The 23938-nt window shown below is 72.8% G+C and carries 22 protein-coding genes and 2 pseudogenes; 13 read left to right on the top strand and 11 right to left on the bottom strand.

The window, feature by feature from the left end; genetic code table 11:
• Nucleotides 1-465, top strand: a pseudogene (locus tag ABZY57_RS12900) (hypothetical protein); the annotation flags it as partial.
• Nucleotides 466-577: 112 nt separating this feature from the next.
• Nucleotides 578-1357 (top strand): trypsin-like serine protease, encoded by a 780-nt coding sequence (locus ABZY57_RS12895; RefSeq protein ID WP_356511129.1) that lies wholly within the window; start codon nt 578-580, stop codon nt 1355-1357.
• Nucleotides 1358-1425: 68 nt separating this feature from the next.
• Here ABZY57_RS12895 and ABZY57_RS12890 read toward each other — a convergent pair whose 3' ends face one another.
• The 3 genes from ABZY57_RS12890 to ABZY57_RS12880 are packed head-to-tail and all read right to left on the bottom strand — an operon-like array spanning nt 1426 to nt 4158.
• A complete protein-coding gene (locus ABZY57_RS12890; protein ID WP_356511127.1) occupies nt 1426-1920 on the bottom strand; it encodes an NUDIX domain-containing protein in 495 nt (164 codons plus the stop codon).
• Nucleotides 1917-3602 (bottom strand): apolipoprotein N-acyltransferase, encoded by a 1686-nt coding sequence (lnt, locus tag ABZY57_RS12885; RefSeq protein ID WP_356511125.1) that lies wholly within the window; start codon nt 3600-3602, stop codon nt 1917-1919. The genes ABZY57_RS12890 and lnt overlap by 4 nt, the downstream gene beginning before the upstream one ends.
• A gap of 40 nt (nt 3603-3642) precedes the next feature.
• Nucleotides 3643-4158, bottom strand: coding sequence for a hypothetical protein (locus tag ABZY57_RS12880; RefSeq protein ID WP_356511123.1), 516 nt, complete (start codon nt 4156-4158; stop codon nt 3643-3645).
• A 397-nt stretch (nt 4159-4555) separates the two neighbouring features.
• On the opposite strand from ABZY57_RS12880, the gene ABZY57_RS12875 reads away from it, so the two are divergent.
• Nucleotides 4556-5521: an ADP-ribosylglycohydrolase family protein gene (locus ABZY57_RS12875; protein ID WP_356511121.1), complete on the top strand. Its 966-nt coding sequence runs from the start codon at nt 4556-4558 to the stop codon at nt 5519-5521.
• Nucleotides 5522-5547: 26 nt separating this feature from the next.
• On the opposite strand, the gene ABZY57_RS12870 is transcribed toward ABZY57_RS12875, so the two are convergent.
• Nucleotides 5548-5757, bottom strand: coding sequence for a hypothetical protein (locus tag ABZY57_RS12870; protein WP_356511119.1), 210 nt, complete (start codon nt 5755-5757; stop codon nt 5548-5550).
• Between the two features lie 84 nt (nt 5758-5841).
• A complete protein-coding gene (locus tag ABZY57_RS12865) occupies nt 5842-6648 on the bottom strand; it encodes an aspartate/glutamate racemase family protein (protein ID WP_356511117.1) in 807 nt (268 codons plus the stop codon).
• Nucleotides 6649-6974: 326 nt separating this feature from the next.
• Between ABZY57_RS12865 and ABZY57_RS12860 the strand changes: the two genes are divergently transcribed.
• From ABZY57_RS12860 to ABZY57_RS12840, 5 genes are all read left to right on the top strand, one after another.
• Complete coding sequence (locus ABZY57_RS12860) at nt 6975-8183, top strand: glycosyltransferase (protein ID WP_356511114.1); 1209 nt, start codon at nt 6975-6977, stop codon at nt 8181-8183.
• A 257-nt stretch (nt 8184-8440) separates the two neighbouring features.
• Nucleotides 8441-9016 carry a DUF6643 family protein gene (locus ABZY57_RS12855; RefSeq protein ID WP_356511112.1) on the top strand — a complete coding sequence of 192 codons (576 nt, stop codon included), beginning with the start codon at nt 8441-8443 and terminating at the stop codon, nt 9014-9016.
• 72 nt (nt 9017-9088) lie between these two features.
• On the top strand, nt 9089-9913 hold the full coding sequence (locus ABZY57_RS12850) for an MOSC N-terminal beta barrel domain-containing protein (RefSeq protein WP_356511110.1): 825 nt from the start codon (nt 9089-9091) through the stop codon (nt 9911-9913).
• A gap of 282 nt (nt 9914-10195) precedes the next feature.
• Nucleotides 10196-10807: a hypothetical protein gene (locus ABZY57_RS12845; protein ID WP_356511108.1), complete on the top strand. Its 612-nt coding sequence runs from the start codon at nt 10196-10198 to the stop codon at nt 10805-10807.
• A gap of 171 nt (nt 10808-10978) precedes the next feature.
• On the top strand, nt 10979-13456 hold the full coding sequence (locus ABZY57_RS12840) for a right-handed parallel beta-helix repeat-containing protein (protein WP_356511106.1): 2478 nt from the start codon (nt 10979-10981) through the stop codon (nt 13454-13456).
• A 30-nt stretch (nt 13457-13486) separates the two neighbouring features.
• Here ABZY57_RS12840 and ABZY57_RS12835 read toward each other — a convergent pair whose 3' ends face one another.
• Nucleotides 13487-13999, bottom strand: a complete 513-nt coding sequence (locus tag ABZY57_RS12835; protein ID WP_356511104.1) for a GNAT family N-acetyltransferase — start codon at nt 13997-13999, stop codon at nt 13487-13489.
• Nucleotides 14000-14278: 279 nt separating this feature from the next.
• Here ABZY57_RS12835 and ABZY57_RS12830 point away from each other — a divergent pair, with 279 nt between their 5' ends.
• Nucleotides 14279-14806 carry an SRPBCC family protein gene (locus ABZY57_RS12830; protein WP_356511102.1) on the top strand — a complete coding sequence of 176 codons (528 nt, stop codon included), beginning with the start codon at nt 14279-14281 and terminating at the stop codon, nt 14804-14806.
• Nucleotides 14807-15008: 202 nt separating this feature from the next.
• On the opposite strand, the gene ABZY57_RS12825 is transcribed toward ABZY57_RS12830, so the two are convergent.
• Nucleotides 15009-15302, bottom strand: a complete 294-nt coding sequence (locus ABZY57_RS12825) for a hypothetical protein (protein WP_356511100.1) — start codon at nt 15300-15302, stop codon at nt 15009-15011.
• 441 nt (nt 15303-15743) lie between these two features.
• On the opposite strand from ABZY57_RS12825, the gene ABZY57_RS12820 reads away from it, so the two are divergent.
• From ABZY57_RS12820 to ABZY57_RS12810, 3 genes are all read left to right on the top strand, one after another.
• Nucleotides 15744-17009, top strand: a complete 1266-nt coding sequence (locus tag ABZY57_RS12820) for an ice-binding family protein (RefSeq protein ID WP_356511098.1) — start codon at nt 15744-15746, stop codon at nt 17007-17009.
• Nucleotides 17010-17310: 301 nt separating this feature from the next.
• Nucleotides 17311-17853, top strand: coding sequence for a DUF5819 family protein (locus ABZY57_RS12815; RefSeq protein ID WP_356511096.1), 543 nt, complete (start codon nt 17311-17313; stop codon nt 17851-17853).
• Between the two features lie 61 nt (nt 17854-17914).
• Nucleotides 17915-18967 carry an HTTM domain-containing protein gene (locus ABZY57_RS12810; RefSeq protein ID WP_356511141.1) on the top strand — a complete coding sequence of 351 codons (1053 nt, stop codon included), beginning with the start codon at nt 17915-17917 and terminating at the stop codon, nt 18965-18967.
• A gap of 4 nt (nt 18968-18971) precedes the next feature.
• On the opposite strand, the gene ABZY57_RS12805 is transcribed toward ABZY57_RS12810, so the two are convergent.
• The 3 genes and pseudogenes from ABZY57_RS12805 to ABZY57_RS12795 form a co-directional block, all read right to left on the bottom strand.
• Nucleotides 18972-19370, bottom strand: coding sequence for a DUF393 domain-containing protein (locus ABZY57_RS12805; protein WP_356511094.1), 399 nt, complete (start codon nt 19368-19370; stop codon nt 18972-18974).
• 362 nt (nt 19371-19732) lie between these two features.
• A pseudogene (locus tag ABZY57_RS12800) lies at nt 19733-20222 on the bottom strand (Tn3 family transposase); the annotation flags it as partial.
• A 221-nt stretch (nt 20223-20443) separates the two neighbouring features.
• Entirely contained in the window at nt 20444-21571 is a 1128-nt protein-coding gene (locus tag ABZY57_RS12795) for a PLP-dependent cysteine synthase family protein (protein ID WP_356511092.1), read from the bottom strand.
• Nucleotides 21572-21809: 238 nt separating this feature from the next.
• Here ABZY57_RS12795 and ABZY57_RS12790 point away from each other — a divergent pair, with 238 nt between their 5' ends.
• Nucleotides 21810-22439 (top strand): ATP-binding protein, encoded by a 630-nt coding sequence (locus tag ABZY57_RS12790; protein ID WP_356511090.1) that lies wholly within the window; start codon nt 21810-21812, stop codon nt 22437-22439.
• 40 nt (nt 22440-22479) lie between these two features.
• On the opposite strand, the gene ABZY57_RS12785 is transcribed toward ABZY57_RS12790, so the two are convergent.
• Nucleotides 22480-23670, bottom strand: coding sequence for an ROK family protein (locus tag ABZY57_RS12785; protein ID WP_356511139.1), 1191 nt, complete (start codon nt 23668-23670; stop codon nt 22480-22482).
• Nucleotides 23671-23938: the final 268 nt, after the last annotated feature.

The following is a 23938-nucleotide window of genomic DNA, read 5'->3' as shown; positions in this document are numbered from 1 at the left end:
GGCGCGCTCGTGCCGGCCGCGGTCGCGGTCTCGGCGGTGGCGCTGCTGCCCGTGGCCCTGGCCGACCGGTCTCCGGCCAGCCGCGTGGACGACGTACTGGCGGTGGCCGGGGAGGTGTCCGTGCTGAAGCGGGACGGCGACGCGGTGCTCTTCGTGCCGGCGGCCCGGCGGGACACCGCACTGGTCTCGCCCGGGGCGTTCGCCGGTCTGAAGGACGTCGCCCTGTCACGCGGCCCCGCGGAGTCCGGCACCCTCAAGGGCGAGGAGGCCGCCCCGGCACGGATCTCGGCGGCCCTGCGGGAGCAGCGGCGGGTCCTCCTGGTGACGGACTCCCGGAAGGCGGCGAAGCCCTCGGGCTCCGCGGCGGACCGGGCGAAGGCGGCCGTCCTGCGGGCGGAGTTCACCGTGGTGGAGGACCGGGAGGTCCGCGGCCGCCGGGTGACGGTGTACGAGCGGCGCGACTGAACCGGCGGTGTCGCGGGCGATGATGCGGGCCGTACGGCTCCTCCGCTGATTCACAGGGGATTCACAAGGCTTGCCCGGCTCCGGTCACAGGTTCCCCCACGAGGCTCGGAGCATGATCCAGCGCCTCGTCTCCCGACCGGACCGCCGCTCCCGCGCCCGCGCCCGTGGCCGGCGCGCTGCGCGGATCCTGCTGGCCCTCGCCACCATGACGGCCCTGCTCAGCGTGGATGCCTCCGACGCGTCGGCCGAACCGCCGCTCGGCGTCACCGTCACGGCCGCCGCCGACGGGACGGCCGTGCGGGTCGGCGCTCTCTTCGCGGGCGGGCTCGACGGCGGCCACTTCTGCACCGCGTCCGTGGTGCGCAGCCGGGGCCGCGATGTGATCGTCACCGCCGCACACTGCCTGGGCAGCCCGGACACCACCTTCTTCGCCCCGGGCTACCGCGACGGCAGGGCCCCTTACGGCCTGTGGAAGCTCACCGGGGTGTACGCGGCCCCGGGCTGGACGGACGGCGAGGACCCCGACGAGGACATCGCCTTCGCGACGGTGGCCCCCCTGGACGGCCGGCGGATCGAGGACGTGGTCGGGGGCTTCCCGGTCGCTCCGCGGCAGCCTGCCGACGCCAGGGTGTCCGTCGTGGGCTACCCGAGCCGCGCCGATTCCCCGCTGTACTGCGCCAACGCCACGACCCTGTTCTCCGGGACCCAGCGCCGCATCGAGTGCCCGGACCTCAGCGGCGGCACCAGCGGCAGCCCCTGGCTCGTCGACGGCGCCCTGGCGGGGGTCCTCGGAGGCCACGAGGGCGGCGGGACCGTGCCGGAGGTCTCGTACAGCGCGGTCATGGGCGACCGGGCCGTGGAGCTCTACCGCGAGGCCTCCGCCGGCGGCTGACCCGGGGCCGGGCGCAGCTCGGGAGAGGGTGGCGGCGGGGCGGGCGGTCAGCCGGCGGGGCGAGGCGGTCAGCCGGCGGGGCCGATCGGCGCGGGGGACTCGAACCAGGTCGGCTCGTCGCGCAGGGCCTGGCGGATCCGGTCCACCGCGAAGGACTCCAGCGGCTCCGGCAGCGCGTCCGGTGCGAACCAGGCCACCTCCAGCGACTCGTTGTCGTTGACGCGGGCCTCCCCGCCGGTGGCCCGGCAGCGGAAGGTGATGTCCTGGAACTGGCAGACGTCCCCGTTCGGGTAGGTGATCGGCGGGAGCATCTGCACCAGCACCACCCGGTCCGGTACGCACCGCACGGCCGTCTCCTCGTACACCTCGCGCACCGCCGTGTCGGCCGGCTGCTCCCCCGGTTCCGCGATCCCGCCGACGACGGACCACCGTCCGGTGTCGGCGCGCCGGCCCAGCAGGACCCGCCCCCGGTCGTCGACGACGACGGCGGTCACCCCGGGCAGCAGCAGCAACTGGTGACCGGCGGTGGCACGCAGGGTACGGATGAAGTCGGGTGTGGTCATGCCCCGACCCCCTGCGAAGACCGGGCGGACCGGGCGGAACGGCGGGCGAACGACCAGCCGAGGCCGCCCAGGGCCACGGCCAGCAGCACGTACTCCGCGAGCGGGCCGAACCGGGTGGCCGGCGTCCGCGCGGAGCGCAGCGGGATCTCCGCGACCAGGGCGTCGGCCGTGAACATCTTGGTCTGCTGCACGATCTCGCCGTCGGGGCGGATCACGGCGCTGACCCCGCTGGTGACGGGGACCAGTACCGTCCGGCTGTGCTCCACGGCCCGGACCCGGTCCATGGCGAGCTGCTGGTAGGTCATCTCGGTGCGGCCGAAGGTGGCGTTGTTGCTGGGCACCGCGATGACCTGGGCGCCGGCCTGGACGGTGGAGCGGACCGCGTCGTCGAAGGCGGCCTCGTAGCAGGTGACCATGCCGACTCCGCTGCCCGCCATGTCGAAGACGCCGGGCTCCTTTCCGGGGCCGAAGTCGCGCCGCACCCGGTCCACGTCGGAGCTGAAGAGGCGGACGAAGGAGCGCATCGGGATGCGCTCGCCGAAGGGCTGGATCTTGCGCTTGTCGTAGGTGTCCACGGGGCCCTTGACCGGGTCCCACAGGATCATCGTGTTGCGCAGGGGGCCGGTCTCCGGGGCCAGTACGGAGCCGATGGCGACGGGCACCCCGATGGTCTTGACCGCGTTGTCGATGACGCCGTAGGCGTCGGGCTCGGTGTACGGGTCGATGTCGGAGGAGTTCTCCGGCCAGACGACGAAGTCCGGCTTCGCGACCTTGCCGAGCTTGATGTCCTGGGCGAGCTGGATCGTGCGGTTGGCGTGGTTGTCCAGGACCTGGCGGCGCTGGGCGTTGAAGTCGAACCCGGCGCGCGGGACGTTGCCCTGGATGACGGCGGCCACCACGGTGCCGTCCTCGGCCGCGTCGGAGACCAGCGGCGCGGCCGCCAGTGCCCCGGCGAGCGGGGCGGCCACGGCGGTGGCGGCGAGCAGCGCGGCGGTGGCCCGGCGGGTGTCGGCGCCGACGATCAGGACCTCGTACAGCCCGAATCCGCAGAGGGCCACGGCGAAGGAGAGCAGCGGGGTGCCGCCGACCGCGGCGAGCGGCAGGAAGACCCCGTCGGGCTGGCCGAAGGCGAGCTTGCCCCAGGAGAAGCCGCCGAAGGGGGCCCGGGCGCGCAGGGCCTCTCCGGCGATCCAGACGGCGGCGCCCCACAGCGGCCAGCCGGGGAGCCGGCTGACGAGGGCGATACCGAGGGTGGTGAGGCCGATCAGGAGGGATTCGAGGGTGACCAGGGCCAGCCAGGGGACGGGGCCGACGCCCTCACCGGTCCAGACGAGCAGCGGCAGCAGGAAGCCGAGCCCGTGCAGCACGCCGAGGCCGAAACCGGCCCGCGCGCGGCGCCCGTACAGGCACCAGCCGAGGAGGGCGAGGGCGAAGGGGGCCAGCCACCACAAGGGGCGGGGCGGGAAGCTGAGGTAGAGCAGCACTCCGGACAGGACGGCGAGCACGGGCCGCACCGACCGGGCGGCCCATCGCCGCACGGGCGCTTGCGTCCGCACGCCGTCTTCCGCCTCCGCCTGTCCCCGCGGTTCGTTCCCGGCATCGTTCCCGGCATCGTTCCCGGCATCGTTCCCGGCATCGTTCCCGGCTTCGTTCCCGGCCGCGCGGGTCGCACTGCTGCTCATCTGGCGGAGTGTACGTCCCCTCACTGTGCAGGTGACGGAGTCAGTGGGCCAGGGCGCGCAGATGGGTGCGGATCACACGTACGGCGTTCTCCGCGTCGTCGACCGTGACGGTGAAGAGCTTGCCGTCGCCGAGCCGCAGTACCAGGGCTTCCCCGCGCCGGACGATGACGGCGGTGCCGCGCTCGGGACGCCAGCGGTAGCCCCAGCCGCCCCACTGCTGCGGGGTGACCAGGGGCGCGTACTCGGCCGCCGCCACCTCCGCGAGCCGGATCTTCCGGCGCGGCACGCCGATGTGCCCGCAGCGCACCTCGATGGCCTCGGCGTCGACGGTGACGGCGGCGTGCACGAAGGCGAGGGTGCCGAAGAGGATGAGCAGGCCCGCGGCGAGGCAGCCGATCACCGCCATGAGCAGCGCGACGATGCCGGAGTCCCAGGCGTGGTCGACGGCGATCTCGATGCCGAGCGCGAGACAAGCCGCACCGGCTCCGGCGAGGACCCACTGCACGCGGTTGGAGGCCCGGCCCGTCCAGAGCGGACCCGAGGGATGACCCGTCATGTGTAGCAGCGTACTCACGTTCCACAGGGATGCCACCGGCCTTCTCGCCCTGAATCGCGGTTGAGGACCCGTACGGACACATGTGGATCTTATGGACGCGCCTGGCGGACATGCCGGCGAGGAAGCGGAACGCCGACCGGCCTCGAGCGGCACGGGCCGGGCAAGATCCGGCTACCTGCCGCTCGGCACCACCAAGAACCACCTCCCGACCCGTGACGCACTGCTGCGTGCGGTCGCCGAGCGCTGCCTGGAGCACGACCGGGCACTCGCCACCCGGCTCGCGGAGGCCGGCCCCGGACCCGCCCACCGGGCCGGACCCGCCGCACCGACCGGACACCCTGGCCTCGGCCGGGCTGGACGACCTGGGCGCCGTCGCCCATGGTGTCCTGGACCGCGTATGTCCCGGACCTCAGGAGGAGACCCCGTGACCACCCGGATCGACCGTGCCGTCGGCGCCGTGCTCGGCTCGGCGGCCGGGGACGCGCTCGGCGCGCCCTACGAGTTCGGCCCCGCCGGGCAGTTGAGCGCCCGCGGCAAGGAGATGCGCGGGGGCGGCGGCTGGGATCCGGGCGAGGCCACCGACGACACGCAGATGGCGGTGCTCGTAGGGGAATCCCTGCTGGACTCCGGCGGGCTCGAACTCCCGGACATCTTCGACCGGTTCCGGCGCTGGGCGGCCGGGGACCCCAAGGACATCGGGCTGCAGACGGAGATCGTGCTGACGAGCGGCGACCCGTGGGACCTGGCCGCCGCGCTGCACTTCCAGACCCATGCACGGGCAGCGGGCAACGGATCCCTGATGCGCGCCTCGACCTCGGCGGTGTACTTCGCCCCCTCCGGGCGGGAGCCGACCATGGACGCCGCCCGGCGGATCGCCGCGCTCACCCACGGGGACCGTGCCGCCTGGGAGGGCACGGCCGTCCTGCACGAGCTCGTACGCGTGGCCCTGGACGGCGGCGACCCCCTCTCCGCGCTCCCCGCGACGCTGGCGCACGTCCACCCGGACCACCGCGAGCGGTACGCGCGGGTCCTCGCCCCAGACTGGCATCCGGAGCTGGCCACCGAGTTCAACGGGGCGGTGTGGCCCTGCCTGGGCTCGGCGGTGTGGGCGCTGCGCACCACGACCGGCTTCGCGGACGCCGTACGGGCGGCCGTGGACCTGGGCGGCGACACCGACACGGTGGCGGCGGTCACCGGCACCCTGGCCGGGGCGCGGTACGGCGCGGCGGCGGTCCCGGAGTCCTGGACGGCCCTGTTGCACGTACCCGTGCCGGGCTACGGGGATCGCGTGCTGGACGCCGCCGGGCTAAGGGAACTCGCCCGGCGCCTCGCGACGGCCGGGGCCGCCGCCCGGGAGGCGTGAGCCCGCCGGGCGGCGGTGCGGAACCGTCAGGCTCCCGTGGCGGTGCCCGGGCGGATGACCATCAGGACGGTCGAACGGCAGGGCGGACAGGCGCAGTTCATCGTCCAGGACCCCCCGCCCGCATCCGCCGGGCCCAGCGCCTCCTGGAGACCACGCAGCATTCCGTCGAACGCATAGGCGCCCAGTTCGGCTTCGGTGCGCGCACCGCTTTCCGCGACCGCTCCGAGCGCACCCACCGGGGTGAGCCCCCACGCCTACCGCCGGGCCTTCGGCTGACCGCCGTACCGCCCGGCGGCACCGCGTCCCGGAACGTCAGGGCGTCATCCCGACAGGGCTTCGCGGCGGTGATCACTCCGACCCGCCAGCAGACGCCCCTCGGCGTATCCGAGGGCGGGCTCCGGCAGCGTGCCGGGGCGGCCGCTGAGCAGGACGGTCAGGCTGCCGGTGTGCGGCAGGCCGGGCTCCGGGCGGGCGCCGAGGCGGCGCAGGGCCTGGACGGCGACGGGCTCGGCGGAGCCGTGGAAGACGAACGCGCCGCCGCCGGTGCGCCGGTCGAGCGCGGCGCGGATGGGGGATTCGACCAGCTCGTAGTGCGTGCAGCCGAGCACCACGTCGGTGACGTCGGCCGGGGTCAGCGCGGCGGCCGCGGCGACGGCCCGTACGACCGCGGCCTCGTCGCCGGCCTCGACGGCGTCGGCCAGCCCCGGGCAGGGCACCTCGGTGACGCGCGCCCCGTCGGCGAAGTCGCGGATCAGGCCGCGCTGGTAGGGGCTGCCGGTGGTGGCGGGGGTGGCCCAGATGGCCACGCGTCCTCCGGCGGCCGCGGCGGGCTTGATCGCCGGCACGGTCCCGATGACCGGGATCCCGGGCTCCAGTGCGGCGCGCAGCGCGGGCAGTGCGTGGACGGAAGCGGTGTTGCAGGCGACGATCAGCGCGTCCGGCCGGTGCGCGGCGGCGGCCCGCGCGACGGCGAGGGCCCGGCCGGTGAGGTCCTGCGGGGTCCTCGGACCCCAGGGCATCCCGTCGGGGTCGCAGGACAGCACCAGCTCAGCGTCCGGCCGCAGCCGGCGCATCGCGGCGGCCGCGGCGATGAGGCCGATACCGGAGTCCATGAGGGCGATCTTCACTTGGTCACCTTAATCGATCCCCCCACCCGACCCGGGGCAACGGGCACGCCACTCCCTGTGCCACGCCACCCCTCCCACGGCCGCGAAGCGGCTCCCACCCACCGACCCACCGACCCAGCACTCGCACCCGCACCCGCACCCGCACCCGCGGTGAAGCGTCCCCCGGGCCCGGTCTCGCCCCCGCCCCGCGGCGCCGAGGCACCACGTGGCCTCGGCGCCCACCACTCCCCGGCCGTCGGCAGAAGCACGCACCCGGCCGGACCCGCGCCGCCGAATACCCCGGTGTCCCGCGGCCCCCGCGGTGCCGCTCGCGGCAGACTGCCGGCATGGGTTACCTCCTCGTCGCCGCGTGCGCCTCGCTCGTCGTCTGGCTCTGGCTCACCCTCGGGCAAGGCATGTTCTGGCGGACCGATACGCGCCTCCCGCCCCGGCAGGCCCCGGCCCGCTGGCCGTCCGTCGCGATCGTGGTCCCGGCCAGGGACGAGGCCGAGGTGCTGCCGCTCAGCCTGCCTTCGCTGCTCGCGCAGGACTACCCCGGCGAGGCCGAGGTCATCCTGGTCGACGACGGCAGTACGGACGGCACCGCCGCCCTCGCCCGGCGCCTCGCCGACGCGCAGCCCGGACTGCCCCTCACCGTTCTCTCCCCCGGCGAGCCCGGTGCCGGCTGGACCGGGAAGCTCTGGGCCCTGCGGCACGGCATCGCACACGCCCGCTCCGGGGCCCGCCCCGGCCCCGACTCCGCCCCGGGTTCCGGCCCGGCCCCCGGCCCCGACTTCCTCCTCCTCACCGACGCCGACATCGCCCACGCACCCGACAGCCTGCGCGAGCTGGTCTGCGCCGCGACGGCGGCCGATCTCGATCTGGTCTCCCTGATGGCCCGGCTGCGCGTCGTCAGCTTCTGGGAGCGGCTGATCGTCCCCGCCTTCGTGTACTTCTTCGCCCAGCTCTACCCGTTCCGCTGGATCAACCGCCCCGCCGCCCGCACCGCGGCCGCCGCCGGCGGGTGCGTCCTGCTGCGCACCGGGGCGGCCGTGCGGGCCGGGGTCCCGGAGTCGATCCGGCAGGCCGTCATCGACGACGTCTCGCTCGCCCGGGCGGTCCAGCGAACCGGCGGGCGGATCTGGCTCGGGCTCGCGGAGCGGGTGGACAGCGTGCGCCCGTACACCTGCCTCGCGGACCTGTGGCGGATGGTCTCGCGCAGCGCCTACGCGCAACTGCGCCACCACCCCGCCCTCCTGGCCGGGACGGTGGCCGGGCTGGTCCTGGTCTACCTCGTGCCGCCGGCCGCGCTCCTCGCCGGCCTCGCCGCCGGCCGGCCCGCCGTCGCCTGGGCCGGAGGCCTTGCCTGGCTGCTGATGGCCGGCACCTACCTGCCGATGCTGCGCTACTACCGCCAGCCGGCGGTCCTCGCACCGCTCCTCCCGCTCACGGCGCTGCTGTACCTCCTGATGACCGTCGACTCGGCCGTGCAGCACTACCGAGGACGCGGAGCGGCATGGAAGGGCCGTACCTATGCCCGCCCCAGCGACGCCTGAAACCGGACTCCACCCTTCAACTTCACGTCGTCCGAGGTCAGTGGGTTGTGACGCTTCGTCAGCGGCGGCCCGGCGCACGATCCGTGCAACACCCAACCGGTGAGTACGAGTAGGAGCAAGACGGGGCGGAAGTGACGAAATCGTGCACGTGAACGTGAAGTGAAACCTGTGGCCCTGACCTGCGAATATGCAGGTCAGGGCGGTGTTGACGGAACCTCGCTATGGACCCGGTGAAGTCGTGGGCTTAACTTAGGTCCATGACCTCCCCCCGCTCCACTTATGGCGGCGGTTACTACTCCGCGCCCTCCTTCCCGGACACCCCTATCTACGACTCGCTCGTCGCCGAACGGGGTACCCCGCAGATCGCCCCGATCCGCGTCCCCGCCGCCTACGACTCGCCGAGTGCCGGCTACTCGAGCGGTGGGTACCTCCCGGCACTCGCCTCAGCGCTCCCCGCACTGCCGGCAGCGCTGCCGCCCGCCCGCCCGCAACAGCAGCAGGCCCCGGCGTACGGATACCCGTACCAGCAGCAGGCCGCGCCCCAGCAGATGCCGCACATGCAGCAGATGCCGCAGCCCATGTCGATGCCGATGCCGCTCCAGCAGGCGCCGGTGCCGTACGTGCCTCAGCAGCCGCAGCCGTTCGCGGCCCGCACGGGTTACGTTCCGCAGCCCCAGCCGCAACAGCCCCGTCCGGTCGCCATGAGCACCGGGTACGAGGCGATGCGCCCGGCCGCGCCGCGTCCGATGCCGGCGCAGCCCGCGCCCGTGCCGGCCGCCTCGTTCGAGGACCCGTACGGACGTCCGTACCAGCCGCAGGGGCGCGGGTACTGACCGGCGCGTCCGGCCGGCTCCTTCCGACGAGGTCGCCGTGGAGTCCGTGAGGGCGGCTGGCAGAATTTCCCCATGGTGAAACTGCGTGTCCGGTCGCTCCACGTCCATCCCGTCAAATCGGTGGCGGGGACGGCACCCGACGAGGTGGCCGTGGAGCCCTGGGGCCTGTCCGGTGATCGCCGATGGGCGGTGGTGGACGGGGAGGGCACGGTCATCACCCAACGCCAGCAGCCGAGGCTGGCCTTGGCGCGGGCCCGTCCGCTGGGGGGCGGCGGGTTCGAGGTCTCGGCGCCGGGCATGGCGGACCTGACGGTGGAGGTCCCGGGGCAGGGTCCGCCGGAGCCGGTGATGCTCTTCGGCAAGAAGATCGGGACCGTGACGGCGGCGCAGGAAGCCGCCGACTGGTTCACCGCGTACCTGGGCGTACCGGCACGCCTGGTGCACCTGGACGACCCGGCCGTACGGCGGCCGGTGGATCCCCAGTACGCGCTGCCCGGCGAGACCGTGAGCCTTGCCGACGGCTATCCGCTGCTGATCGCCACCCTCGCCTCCCTGGACGCGCTCAACGCGCTGATCGCACGGGGCGACCACCCGGACGAGGGGCCCCTCCCGATGAACCGGTTCCGCCCGAACGTGGTGGTGTCCGGAGCCGAGGAGTGGGCCGAGGACCGCTGGGAGCGCGTCGCGATCGGCGACGCCGTGTTCCGCGGGGCGCGCGAGTGCGGACGCTGTGTCGTGACGACCACCGACCAGACGACGGCGCTGCGGGGCAAGGAACCGCTCCAGACCCTGGCCAGGCACCGGCGGATCGGGAAGTCCCTGGCCTTCGGGCGGCTGCTGGTTCCGGTGCGGCTGGGCACGGTGCGGGTCGGCGACGAGGTGCGCGTCCTGGCGTGAGCGCCTCCGCGGGGACGGTGACGGGGCCGGTGCCGGGGGACGGGGCGGCTCCGCGGGAGGCGGGGCGGAGGGCCGGTGGGGACCACCCGGATTGACACCTTCGAGGGGCTCTGGCGTCACCCTGGAACCAACCACCACTGCCTGCCCGTTGGAGCATGCGGGACGTGAGCACCGGACCGGGTGACACACGTCTCGCACGTCCCGGAATGCGCGTGGCCGGGGCGTGCGGGAGGCTGGGACGGCAGGCAGGCGCAGACTGGCAGAAGTAGGGGGAGCCGGAGCGTGCGGACAGCAATGGGAGTGTGGCGGTGGCGGCGCAATCCGCTGCGCCGCCAGACGGATCTATTCGAGGCCTGGGTGGCCTTCGCGACGCTGCTGTGCGTCCTGTTGGTGGCTCCGGCCATCGGCTGGGCGGCCGGCCTGCGGGTGGACGGCACCTTGCAGCGGGCCGCGCGCGAACAGCGCGACGAGCGTCATCTCGTACCGGCGGTGGTGGTCCGGCCGACACCGGATCCGCTCCTCGGCGCGGCCGCCGATCCGGCGGCTCAGCGCCAGACGCCGCAGCGTACGCAGATCGTCGCGTCGTGGACGGCGCCCGACGGCAGCAGCCACCAGGGCACGGTGCCGGCCGCGGAGGAACCGCCGCGTCCCGGCGACCGGTTCCGGATATGGACCGATGCGCACGGCCGCCTGGTCGGACAGCCCCTCGATCCCTCGTCCGCCAGTTTCCACGCGGGCATGGCCGGGCTCGCTGCGGCCCTGGGCATCGCCGCACTGGTGGAGACGCTTCGCCGCCTGGTCGTACGAAGGCTCATGCATCGGCGGTACATCCGGCTGGACCGCGCGTGGGCCGCGGCGGGACCGGACTGGGGCCGGGCGGGCGCGGGCAGCTGACCTGGCAACTCACCGGCCCCGCGCGCGCTACGGTGGAGCGCCGGAGCGGCTGCTCCGATCGCGGCCGTCGAGCCCGTCGACCCCGTGGAACCGGGGTACCGGCGGGGCGATCGAGGCGGACACGCACAACAGTGGACACACGGAACACGAGGGTGGGGGCACGACAGCACCATGGCTCAGGGCACGGTCCAGGTGACGCACGGCGGTTCCTCGCGGTGGCGTCGCCGCTCCGGTGATTATCCGACGCTGACCGCCGCGCTGGCCGTGGCGGGCGACGGCGACGTCCTGTCCATCGCGCCCGGCACCTACCGGGAGAATCTGGTGCTGAACCACGCCGTGACCCTGCGCGGTCCCGAGGGCTCGCTGGGTTCGGTGCGGATCGCTCCGCTCGACGGCGTCGCGCTGACCGTCCGCGCCTCGGCCGTCATCCAGGACCTCCACCTGGAGGGCCAGGACCCCACGGCGCCCGCGCTCCTCGTCGAGGACGGCTCCCCCGAGCTCACCGACCTGCGGGTGAGCACCCGTTCGGCGGCGGGCATCGAGGTCCGCGGGAGCGGTGCCCGGCCCCTCGTCCGGCGCTGCACGGTGGAGAATTCCGCCGGAACCGGCATCGCCGTCCTGGACGGCGGCGGCGGGGTGTTCGCCGACTGCGAGGTCGTGGCCGCCGGCCAGACCGGGGTCTCCGTGCGCGGCGGCGGCCGCCCCCGGCTGGAGCGCTGCCGGATCCACCACGCCACGGGCGCCGGCATCGCCGTGACCGGCGACGGCTCGGGCCTGGAGGCACTGGGCTGCGAGGTCTACGAGATCAAGGGCGCCGGGGTGCAGATCGCCGCGCGGGCCACGGCCGTGCTCACCGATTGCGCGGTCCACCGCACCTCGGCCGACGGGGTCACCCTCGACACGGACGCCGTCCTCACGCTCGCCGGCTGCGATATCCACGACATCCCGGAGAACGCGGTGGACCTGCGCTCCCGCTCCGTGCTCACGCTCAGCCGCACCACCGTCCGCCGCTTCGGCCGCAACGGCCTGTCCGTATGGGATCCGGGCACCCGCGTCGTCGCCGACGCCTGCGAGATCCACGACAGCACCGGCGACTACCCGGCCGTCTGGATCAGCGACGGAGCCGGGGTCTCGCTGGACTCCTGCCGGGTGCACGACGTACCGGACGCCCTGTTCGTACTGGACCGGGGTTCGCGGGTGGACGTCGTGGACAGCGACATCTCCCAAGTGCGCAACACCGCCGTCTCGGTGAGCGACGGGGCGACGGCCCAGCTGGACGACTGCCGGATCCGGGAGGCGGCCACGGGGGCCTGGTTCCGCGACCACGGCAGCGGCGGCACGCTCGCCAACTGCACCATCGACTCCGTCCAGACCGGCGTGATCGTCACCAAGGGCGCGGATCCCGCGCTGGAGCGGTGCACGGTGAGCTCCCCCGCCGAAGCCGGGTTCTACGTGTCGGCGGGCGGGCGCGGCACCTTCACGGCGTGCCGGGTGACGGGCAGCGCGGGCTTCGGTTTCCACGTCATCGACGGCTGCCGGACCTCCCTGCACCGCTGCCACACCGAGCGCTGCGCGCGCGGGGGCTACGAGTTCGCGGAGGACGGCCCGGTCGCCGAGGACTGCACGAGCGACGAGTCCGGACCGCGCCTCGCCGCCCGGTCCGCCTCCGGCGTGGGCGCCGGCTCGGGTGCGGGGATGGCGGCGGCCGGGGAGCGTACGGCGATCCGTACGGTGTCGGCCGCGCCCGGCCCCGTGGCTGCGGGCACGGCCGAGCGGGTGCCGGCCCAGCGGCCGGCCGACGAGGCGGACGCCACCGCCACCGCGACCGGGCAGCCCGCGGCCCGCGGTTCGGTCGAGGTGCTGGGGCACCTCGACGCGCTCGTGGGGCTGGACAGCGTCAAGCGCGAGGTCCGCGCGCTCACCGACATGATCGAGGTGGGCCGGCGCCGCCAACAGGCGGGGCTCAAGGCCGCCTCGGTCCGCCGCCACCTGGTCTTCACCGGCTCCCCCGGCACCGGCAAGACCACGGTGGCCCGGCTGTACGGGGAGATCCTGGCCTCCCTCGGGGTGCTGGAGCGCGGCCACCTCGTGGAGGTGTCGCGGGTCGACCTGGTCGGCGAGCACATCGGGTCCACCGCGATCCGCACCCAGGAGGCCTTCGACCGGGCGCGCGGCGGGGTGCTGTTCATCGACGAGGCGTACGCGCTGGCGCCCGAGGACTCGGGCCGCGATTTCGGCCGCGAGGCGATCGACACGCTGGTGAAGCTGATGGAGGACCACCGGGACGCGGTGGTGGTGATCGTCGCCGGGTACACGGCGGAGATGGACCGCTTCCTCACCGTGAACCCGGGAGTGGCCTCCCGCTTCTCCCGGACCATCACCTTCGGGGACTACGGGCCCGATGAGCTGCTGCGGATCGTGGAGCAGCAGGCCGAGGAGCACGAGTACCTGCTCGGGGAGAAGACCTCCGACGCACTGCTGACGTACTTCACCGACCTGCCCAAGGGGCCCGCCTTCGGCAACGGCCGCACCGCGCGCCAGACCTTCGAGTCGATGGTCGAGCGGCACGCGGGGCGGGTCGCTCAGCTGTCGGAGCCGGACAAGGACGATCTCACCCTGCTCTACCCGGCGGACCTTCCGGAGCTCTGACCGCGGGCCCCGCAGGCCTCTCGGAGCCCCTCACAGGTCCCGGCGCATGCACACCCGGGGCCAGCGGTCGAGCCCGTGCACGGCCTCGCGGTCGCGGATCTCCCGCAGGCCAGGGCCGAGGCCGCCCTCGTCCAGGGTCCGGAAACCGCACCGGGCGTAGTACGGGGCGTTCCACGGTACGTCGGTGAAGGTCGTGAGGGTCAGCGCGGCGGCGCCCTCCGCCGGGGCGCGCTCCGCGAGGTGTTCCAGCAGGGACCGTCCGATGCGGCGGCGGGCGAGGTCGGGGTGCACCGACACCTGCTCGACGTGGAGGTTCCCGTCGACGCGGTCGGCGAGGAGATAGCCGACCGGGGTCCCCGTCCCGGCGCCCTCGGCCGCGACCCAGGCCAGCCCGGCCCGGTGGTAGCCGAGGAGTTCCTCCAGTGGAAGCGGTTCGTCGTCGGCGATCTCCGGCATGCCGATGGTCCGGAAGCATTCCCCGGCGGCCCGCTCGATGTCCTGGAGGAGGGACAGCTCGTCGACGTGCGCTGCTCTGAAAAGCATGTACGGCATTGTCCCGGGCGGGACCCGGTCCGCGAAACGGGTTCACCGGCCCGTCGGCCACGCCATCCGAGCCACCCCATCGGCCGCCCATCGGCCGCCCCATCGGCCGCCCATCGGCCGCCCCATCGGCCGCCCATCGGCCGCCCATCGGCCGCCCATCGGCCCAACCCCTCTGTCGCCGGCTCGGCTTACCCCGTGGCGGACAACTGACGGACCGACAGCTAAGGTGACAGCCCGCCGGATGCCACCGGCCGTCCGCCGAACCGAGGGAGTGCCGCCATGGCCCGCCGACTCCGCCCCGTAGGACTGGACTTCATCGAGGTCGCCCCCACCCGCCTGGTCTTCTCCGGCCGGACCACCGCGGCTCCCGAGGACGTGTACCGGGCACTGGCCGAGGAAGTCGAGGGCTGGCCGCGCTGGTTCCGGGCCGTCACCCTGGCCCGGCCCACCCACGGCGGCGCCGGGCGCGAGGTCAAACTGGCGGGCGGGGTCCGGTTCCAGGAGACGATCATGGCCGCGGATCCGGAGCGGCGCTACGCGTACCGGGTCGACGAGACCAACGCCCCCGGCATACAGGCCCTGCTGGAGGAGTGGCGCCTCACCCCCTCCGGCTCCGGCACCCACGTCCAGTGGACCTTCGCGGCGGACGGCCCGACCCCCGTGCGCTTCGCCCTCACCGCGGCCCGGCCGGGACTCGGCCACTCGTTCCGCTCGGCGGTCCGCGCGCTGGACCTGCGGCTGGCGGCGCGGCGGCGCACGGCGGACCAGGGAAATCAGACGGATCCGGTGGATCCGGTGGATCAGTAGGAGCCGTCCGGCCGACGGGGAACGGTCAGATGGACCGCGGGATACGTTTCGGCCAGGTCTCCGCAGCCCCCGGCCGTCCACACCCGCGTGCTGAACTCCTGGAGGGTCAGGGCAGTCCCTCCCCCCTCGAAGTGGACCCGGGCGCAACGCCCGCACTACCAGACCCGGTTCCAGAGCCCTTCGGCGGCGGCGAGGTCCTGCCTCAACTGGGACGCACGGGAGCGAGCCGGCCGGCGCCCGCCCGTCCCGCTCCGGCCGGTCGTACTCGATGCCCGCCATGGTTCCCCCGAGGCCGCGCCGTGAAGGGCCGCCACGGTTCAGAGGCGAGGACGGGCAGCACCCCGATGCAGCCCGCGGTTGCGTTGTCCGGCTCGTCGGGGGCCGCGAGGGCTTTGGACAGTGCCGAGTTCTCCTCGCGGGTCGTGACGCTGTCGTCCTCGCCGCCACCGCGCACCACCCGCATCGTGGCCTTGGCCCGCAGGTACGCGGCGGACACGCCGAGCACCTGGTCCTCCCGGCCGCACCGGGGGCAGGACGACGGCCCGGCCCCGTCGCGCGTGCGCCCGCGGTACCGCCGCCGCTGCCCGTGGTCTCCGTCATCGCTACCCGTCCCCGCCCCGCCCTGTCGGGCGTCGGGGATCAATCGAACTGTGGATATCGGTGAGATTGATCATGGGTTCCCAGCACCCTGTGGCCGGACACTCCCCCTACTTGCAGGCTCTGCGCTGATGGGCAGGGGCTGCGATCTGCCTGACAGGAATTGGCTCAAAACTTATCGTACATCCCATGATTCATATTGATTGATTCCGGCGACATCGTCCGAGCAAATCGATTCTGCGGTCAGAAGCCTGCGTAATGTGCCGTCCACACAAGAGGCGATTCCGTTAGACGAGGAACGCCGGACGCCACCAACCTCCCCACAGGAGTTGGCTCCTTGATGACACTGCACCACATTCCCTATGCGCCGCAACGGCGCACAATGACGGCCTGGATCGCGGGGGTACTCACCCTGCTGATCGCTGTTGCCGTTTTGGTAGTGACGCCTACACGAGCAAATGCAGCAACAGCTGTCGAGCTGGGCACCGCGGAAAGCTTCGCGGTACTGGCCGGTTCGACGGTCACCAACCAAGGTAATTCCGTGGTCACCGGGGACGTCGGTGTCTCCCCGGGTTCGGCCGTCACCGGATTCCCGCCCGGGACGGTGGTGGACGGGACGATCTACACCGGTGAGGCGGCAGCAGGAGCGAAGGCCGACCTTGGCACTGCGTACGACGACGCCTTCAGCCAGCCCACGGAATTCAACCTTTCCGCGGCGCCCGTGACTCCCACGCTGTCTCCGCGCACCTACGCCGTCGAGTCCGGTCTCCTGGTCAACGGTGTCTGGACCCTGGATGCCCAGGGCAACCCCGATGCCGTTTGGGTGTTCAAGGTTCCTGCGGGCCTGACAACGGCATCCGGGAGCAGCATCGTCCTTCAGAACAGCGCCCAGGCGTGCAACGTGTTCTGGGTGACCGACGAATCGGCGACGCTCGGATCCGGCTCCACCTTTGTGGGCACCCTCATGGCGCTCACGGCGATCACTGTCAACAGTGGGGCGACCGTCGAGGGCCGTGTGCTGGCCCGCACCGCGGCCGTGACGCTGAACAACAACCTGATCACCAGGCCGGAGTGCGAAAGCACCACCACCACGACCACGGGTGATGCCGCGACGACCACGACGACGACCGGTGACGCCGCGACGGGCGACGCCGCGACCACCACGACCACGGGTGACGCCGCCACGACCGGTGACGCCGCCACGACCGGTGACGCCGCGACGACCGGTGACGCCGCGACGGGCGACGCCGCGACCACCACGACCACGGGTGACGCCGCCACGACCGGTGACGCCGCGACGGGCGACGCCGCGACCACCACGACCACGGGTGACGCCACCACGACCGGTGACGCCGCCACGACCGGTGACGCCGCGACGGGCGACGCCGCGACCACCACGACCACGGGTGACGCCACCACGACCGGTGACGCCACGGGCGGACACGACGACTGTGACTACCCCGGTAAGCCCGGTAAGCCGGGTAAGCCGGGCAAGCCCGGTAAGCCGGGTAAGCCCGGCCACCACCACAAGCCGCAGAAGCCCGGCGACTACTGGCCGGGCCATCCCGATGTGAACGAGGTGCACGTTTCGCACTGTCCGCACTGAATGTAAGACCGGCGGCGTGCGGCGGATTTCATCAATCCCGCCGCGCGCCGTCCGGGGAAGCAGGAACAGCAGGTGCGAGCAGTCGGGATGGGAAGGGCTGGGTGGGGCCGTGTTGAGTGGTGCTGAATCGCCACATGTGAAATGTCCGCAGCGGACCGGCGCTGAGCCGGCAGCGCCGAAGGACAGCGGCGGGGAAACGGGTAGCCCCCGTGGGAATTCAGGGCCACCCCGCCCGCTGAGCGCCGGAACGGGAGCTGCAGTGGCCCTGTGTCTGGCAGTGACCCTGGTCCATGTACTCCTGGTGTTCCTGTACGTGGCGCCTAGGAATGCCATCTCGAATGCGTACAGCCAGCAGGTCAACGCGTGGGTCCGGCCCGTTTTCGAGCAGAACTGGCGGCTCTTCGCCCCGAATCCGCAGTCCGTCAACCGGCAGATCTCGGCGAGGATCAGGCAGACGGCGCCGGACGGCAGCGTACAGGTGAGTGGCTGGATCGATCTGACTGCTGCGGACGATTCCGCCGTCAGGCACAACGTCTTTCCGAGCCATACGGCACAGAACATGCTGCGCCAGGCTTGGAATTCGTACCTCAAAACGCACGGCGCCGACAATCGGCCGCACTCAGATCGGGCTCTGATGATCGAGAAGTATCTGCGCAACATCGCAGCGGATCGCGTCGCCGCCCAACGCGGCGGCACCTTCGATTCCATCCAGCTGCAGGTGGTCTCGCGGCCTATCGCCGCGCCCGGCCAAGCGGGTGGGCTCCGCCCGGCCGCCGAGGCACCGACGCGGGCCGAAATCCGGCAGCTGCCCTGGTGGAAGGTGGCCCCGCATGCAACGGACTGAACAGGAATCGGTCGCGGCGCCAGCGGCGTCCGAACTCATCACCGAGCGGGCGGCCGTACGCATGCCTCAGCGCGCACTCGACCGGCTCCATGCGTTCCTCGCCTTCGTGACCGAGCGGCCGGTCTCCCTGTACGCGGCGGCGGTGTTGCGCATCGGGTACGGGCTGCTCTACCTCGTCTTCCTGCTCCGCGAGTTCCCACACCGCAACGAGATGTGGGGCCCAGGTTCACCGTGGACACCCACGCTGGCCAGGCAGATGTTCGACCAGAGCGGGTGGGCCAGCGTCCTGACCTTGTCCGACAGCCAGGTGTACTTCGAGGTCTGCTACGTCCTGGCTCTGGTCACGTGCGCGCTGTTCCTGCTGGGCTGGCGGACGAGGGCGGTGTCCGTGCTGTTCGCAGTCGTGGTGGTGTCGTTCCACGCCAGGGCGATCTTCATGGCGGACGGCGGGGACAACCTCATGGTCCTCATGACTGTCTACCTCGTCTTCACCGCGTGCGGCCGGCGCTGGTCCCTCGACGCCCGCAGGACCCGGCTCCAGGCGTCGGCGGGCAAGACTGCGGGCCCGGGGGGCGACGGTCTCCGGCGCCATCTCGGTGACGCCCGCATCATCTTGACCACCGTGCTGCACAACTGCGGCATGTTCGTCATCGCCGCCCAGGTCTGCTTCCTCTACGGATGCGCGGGCCTGTACAAGGTGCAGGGCCCCAAGTGGAGCGATGGCACCGCCCTCCACTACGTGCTGAACATCGACCTGTTCCGGCCTTGGCCGGAGCTGTCCCAGATGATCGCCGGCCATCACGTGCTGATCGCCGTCGTCGGCTATCTGACGGTGCTGGTGCAGGTCGCCTTTCCGTTCGTCCTGTTCGGCAGGTTCAAATACCCGGTCCTTGTTCTGCTGTTGGGCATGCATGTGAATATCGCGGTGCTCATGGGACTGCCACTTTTTTCCGGCGCGATGGTGGTCGCCGATGCCGCATTCCTACCGGACCGCTTCTACCGGAACCTGGAACGGCTGTGGCAGCGCACGATCCGGCGCACAGGTGGCATGGGAGCGGAAATCCCGGTCGGGACGCTACCCGCTGCAGTACCGACGCAACCCTCACCGAAGTAGGGCCTCAACGACCCGGGTTCCCTCGCATCCGGGCGGGGAGAGAGCAGGAGGCCGTGCCGCCCGGCAGGCGATGGCGGTTCTTCGCGACAACCCGGTAGATGCCACGTGCGATCCAGTTGACGGGCGGCAGCCGGAGTACGAGCCCGAGCCACCACCCGCGCCTTCGTCCGCACATCAGCATGGCGGACAGGGCGCGCGTTCCCCCGTAGACCTTGCCGCCGCCCGGGCTGATCCAAAGGACCTCGCGGTCGGCTCTGTCTTCGGTGACATTCAGGGCGGCGAGGTCGGCATACTGCCACGGGACGAATTGCACACGCGGGCGGATGGTGCGCCGAACGACCTCGATCGTTCGGCCGCAAAAACCGCAGTCTCCGTCAAACAAGAGAACGGGCTCGCTCGCCATCTGGGCTCCCCTTGACCAACGGGCTGCGTTGAAGAACCCCAGTGTGCGGTGATCAGAAGCGGATTGGCGAGCAACACGACCTACGGAGCGTCTGCTGATCCGAAGTTTGGTTACCGAAAGACAGGACCAGTGCCTGTAGCACTGCGCTGTTTTCAGATCGCCAACTGATCGGGTGACGGGCGTGGGGTGCGCAACACGCTACCTCGCCGATGTGGAGAGAGCTGTCTGCTTCCGGGGAAGGCCACGGCTACAGACCTGTCCCGGTACAGCGGGTTGAGTTCCTCGTCGAAGACGCCGGCCCGGTCGTGGTGGCCGGCGAAGGCGCGGGAACCGTCGACCCGGCCGCCGTGGCGGGCGGCTTCCGTGAGCTTCGAGTCCTGCCCGGCGTCCTCCAGCCGCTCGGTCATCAGCTGCCCGGCCGCGTCCACAGCGCGCACCCGCCCAGCCAGGTGCTCCTCGACCGGCTCATCCGGACTGAGGCCGGCGAGGACGTCCTCGGCGACGCCCTCCCACTGCTTGCCGTCCAGCAGCCTCGCCCGCGGGTCGGCCCACCGGTTCGACGGCGGGCCAAGACGTCCCGCCGGTTCAGCGCCCGGAACAGCCGTTCCAGCCCGCACACCACGTACGCGTCCCGGTCCACCGCCCCCTCGGGCAGCCCGGGGTTGGAGTACACCGCCTTGCGCCAGGCGGCGGCACCAGCTTCTGATCGTCTTCTCGCGGCAGCAGCGGCTTGGCCTTCACCTTCCGCCGCGCCAGCGCGGGCAGCCGCTTCACCGCCTCAAGCACTCGCTTGCCGCCGGAGGCCGCCCCCAGCGCAGGCGACTCCCCCAGCAGCGACAGGAACGGGTGCACGCAGCGGACGGTAGTCGACCGGGCACGACATCAGTGAGCCGTCACTCGAACCCCTGCGCGGAAGATCCATTCCGTGACAGAGCGCCCGACCCATGATCCATCTCACCGATAACCGCGGTTCGATTGATCCCCGGCGCCGCTGTCCTGTCCCGCTCCGCCCGTGCCACGCCCGAAGCCGGCACAGCGCAGTCAGCGGCCGCGGCCCCGGACAGGGAAACGTTTCAGCCGACGGGCTCGCTCCACACGCCGGTCGCCAGCATGGTGTCGAGCGTCCGCGCGTACGGCGCGATGTCGAGCCCCTGCTCCGCCAGCCACTCGTCGGAGTAGTACTTGTCCAGGTAGCGCTCGCCCCCGTCGCAGAGCAGGGTCACGACGCTGCCCGTGCGGCCCTCCGCCACCATCTCCGAGATGATCTTCAGCGCGCTCCACACCCCGGTACCGGTGGAACCGCCCGCCTTGCGGCCGATCACCCGCTCCAGTGCGCGGCACGCCGCGACGCTCGCGGCGTCCGGGACCCGCATCATCCGGTCGATGGCCCCGGGGACGAAGCTCGGCTCCATCCGGGGCCGGCCGATGCCCTCGATGCGCGAGCCGCAGTCGCTGGTGGCGTGCGGGTCGTTCCGGGTCCAGCCGTCGAAGAAGCAGGAGTTCTCCGGGTCCGGGACGCAGATGCGGGTGTCGTGCTGCATGTAGTGCACGTAGCGGGCGATCGTGGCGGAGGTGCCGCCGGTGCCGGCCGTGGCCACGATCCAGGTGGGCTCGGGGTAGCGCTCCAACCGCAGCTGCTGGTACATCGATTCGGCGATGTTGTTGTTGCCGCGCCAGTCCGTCGCCCGCTCCGCGTACGTGAACTGGTCCATGTAGTGACCGCCGGTGCGGGCGGCGAGCTCGGCCGACTCCTCGTACATCTTCATCGAGTCGTCGACGAAGTGGCATTCGCCCCCGTGGAATTCGATGAGCCGGCACTTCTCGGGGCTCGTCGTACGCGGCATGACGGCGATGAAGGGGACGCCGATCAGCTTGGCGAAGTAGGCCTCCGATACGGCGGTGGAACCGGACGAGGCCTCGATGACGGGGCGGCCGGGGCGGATCCAGCCGTTGCAGAGGGCGTAGAGGAACAGGGAGCGGGCGAGGCGGTGCTTGAGGGACCCCGTCGGGTGGGTGGACTCGTCCTTGAGGTAGAGGTCGATGCCCCAGGCCTCCGGGAGCGGGAAGCGCAGCAGGTGCGTGTCGGCGGACCGGTTCGCGTCCGCCTGCACCTTGCGGACGGCCTCTTTCAGCCAGGCGCGGTAGTCCGCGTCGCTGTGGTCGACGTCGATGGTCGTGGCGGTCGTCCCGGTGGTGCTCATGCGCCGTGCTCCTTCGTACTTCCCGATGTCGCGAGTGCTCGGCGGGCCCGGCGCCTCTGCGTCTTTCGCCGCCCGCTTTCGCAATGTACCCCCCTCACCTGCACAAACAGTCACTTTGGGGATCCATGCGGATCGCTTTTGGTCGCTTTCGGTTGCGAGCGGGCCCACAGTGGGTGACCCTGGGGAGGCGTCACCGAGGGTGCAGCACCCGTAACACTGATGTCGGGGAGTCGCAGCCGTGATCAGTCATTCCCGCAGGCACTGCGTCGTCGAACTGCAGGCCCTGCCCATGCGGATCGGACAGATCCGTCGAATCGTTTCCGCGCAACTGCGCCACTGGCAGCTCGACCCGCTCATAGACCGGGCTGCGCTGGGTGTGACGGAGCTGCTCAGCAACGTCCACCGCCACGCGCAGCCACACAAGACCTGCACGGTCGAGATCGAGCTGCGCCTCGGCCGGCTGACGGTCTCCGTGTACGACAGCGACCCCCGCCTGCCGATGCTCCGGGGTTCCGCCGCCGCCGAGACCTGCGGGGCCGCACGCCTCGCGGAGATGTCCCCGGTCGACGCCCTGGAGACCTCCGGACGCGGGCTCGCGCTCGTGGAGGCGCTCAGCGAGGCGTGGGGAGCCCGGCAGCAGGACGACTGCACGGGCAAGGTGGTGTGGTTCTCCCTGCGCGCCACTCCGGCCACCCCCGGCGTCGCCGCACCGGAACGCCACCCGGTGCTCCTGGCCGAGAAACCGGGGCCGCACACCGATAAGCCCGTACGGGACCCCGCGCCGGCCCCGCCCGTCGCCGCACCCGCCGCCGAGCCGGTCTCCGCCGGCCTGTCGGTGAGCGCCTCGATCGGCGCCCGGCCCGGGTAGCCCCCGGCCGCCGCGGCCGCCCGGAGGGGGCGCTGGGCGGTCAGGCCGCCGTGCCCAGCGTCCCGAGGGGGTCGTCCAGCACCGGCTGCCACGCCAGCTCGGCGGCGCCGACCAGGCTGTTGTGGTCGAGCGTGCACGGCAGGATCGGCACGCCGCCGCTGCGTCCCCACAGGCTGCGGTCCGCGACCACCGCACGCAGCCGCTCGGGGTCGGCGTGGAGCAGCTCGCGGTGGAGTCCGCCCAGGATGATCCGGTCCGGATTCAGGATGTTGACCAGGCCCGCGAGGCCCAGGCCGAGCCGGTCGATGAGCTCCTCGGTGGCCGCCCGTACCCCCGGGTCGGCGGACTCCTCGCGGAGCAGGTCGCGGGCCTGCTGGAGCAGCGACACCTCGGGGCCCGGGGTGCGCCCGGCGGCGGTGAGGAAGGCCAGCGGGTCGGCCTCCACGTCGAGGCAGCCGCGGCTGCCGCAGTGGCAGGCGCGCCCCTCCGGGTTCACGGTGAGGTGGCCGACCTCCAGAGCCAGGCCCGAACTCCCGCTGTGCAGGCGGCCGTCCAGGACCAGCGCCCCGCCGACCCCGCGGTGCCCGGTGGCGACGCACAGCAGGTGCTGCGCGCTGCGGCCGGCGCCGTGGCGGTGCTCGGCGAGCGCGGCGAGGTTCACGTCGTTGCCGGTCAGCGCCGGGCCGTCGATGCCGGCCTCCTTCACGCAGTCGGCGAAGATGGCCCGGACGGGGGAACCCGCCGGCCAGGCCAGGTGCAGCGGGTTGAGCGCCGTCCCCTCCGGCTCCGCGACCGCCGAGGGCACCGCGAGGCCGGCGCCGATGCAGCGCCGGCCGGTCTGCGCGAGCAGCGCGGCCCCTGCTTCGACGACCGCGCCCAGGACCTGAGCGGGGTCGGCCGACACGGGGACCCTTCCGGGGGCCGTGGCGACGATCCGGCCGCCGAGGCCGACCAGGGCGGCCCGGAACCCGTCCGAGTGCACCTGCGCCGCCAGGGCGACCGGGCCGTTCTCGTCCACGGAGAGCCGGTGCGAGGGCCGGCCCTGGGTTCCGCCGGCCCCGCCGGGGCGGGAGTCCACGCGGATCAGACCGAGCGCCTCCAGCTCGGCGGCGACGGCGCCGGCGGTGGCGCGGGTGACACCGAGCTCGGCCGTCAGGACCGCGCGGGTCGGAGCCCGGCCGGTGTGGACGAGCTCCAGCGCCGGGCCGAGCGCGCCACGGCCCCGCTCCAGCTTGGTCCGCGCGGAGCCGGCCGCGGTGGCGGCCGCGGAGGCCGATGCAGCGGACGCCGCCGGCACGGACTCGGACGCGGCCGACGTCGCCGCCCCGGATGCCGCCTGCGTCGCGGACGCGGACCCCCTGGAGGTCACAGCCCCGGACTCCGTCGGCGCGACCGGCGCGCCGGCCCTGTCGGATCCCTCGGCCGTGTCGGCCCCCTCGGTCCCGTCCGTCCCAGCGGACACCGTGGTCACATCCCCCACCCACCGCGGGGCCCCGTTG

The organism is Streptomyces sp. NPDC006450 (assembly GCF_040612195.1).
Taxonomy (GTDB): domain Bacteria; phylum Actinomycetota; class Actinomycetes; order Streptomycetales; family Streptomycetaceae; genus Streptomyces.
This window is presented reverse-complemented; position numbering and strand designations above follow the sequence as displayed.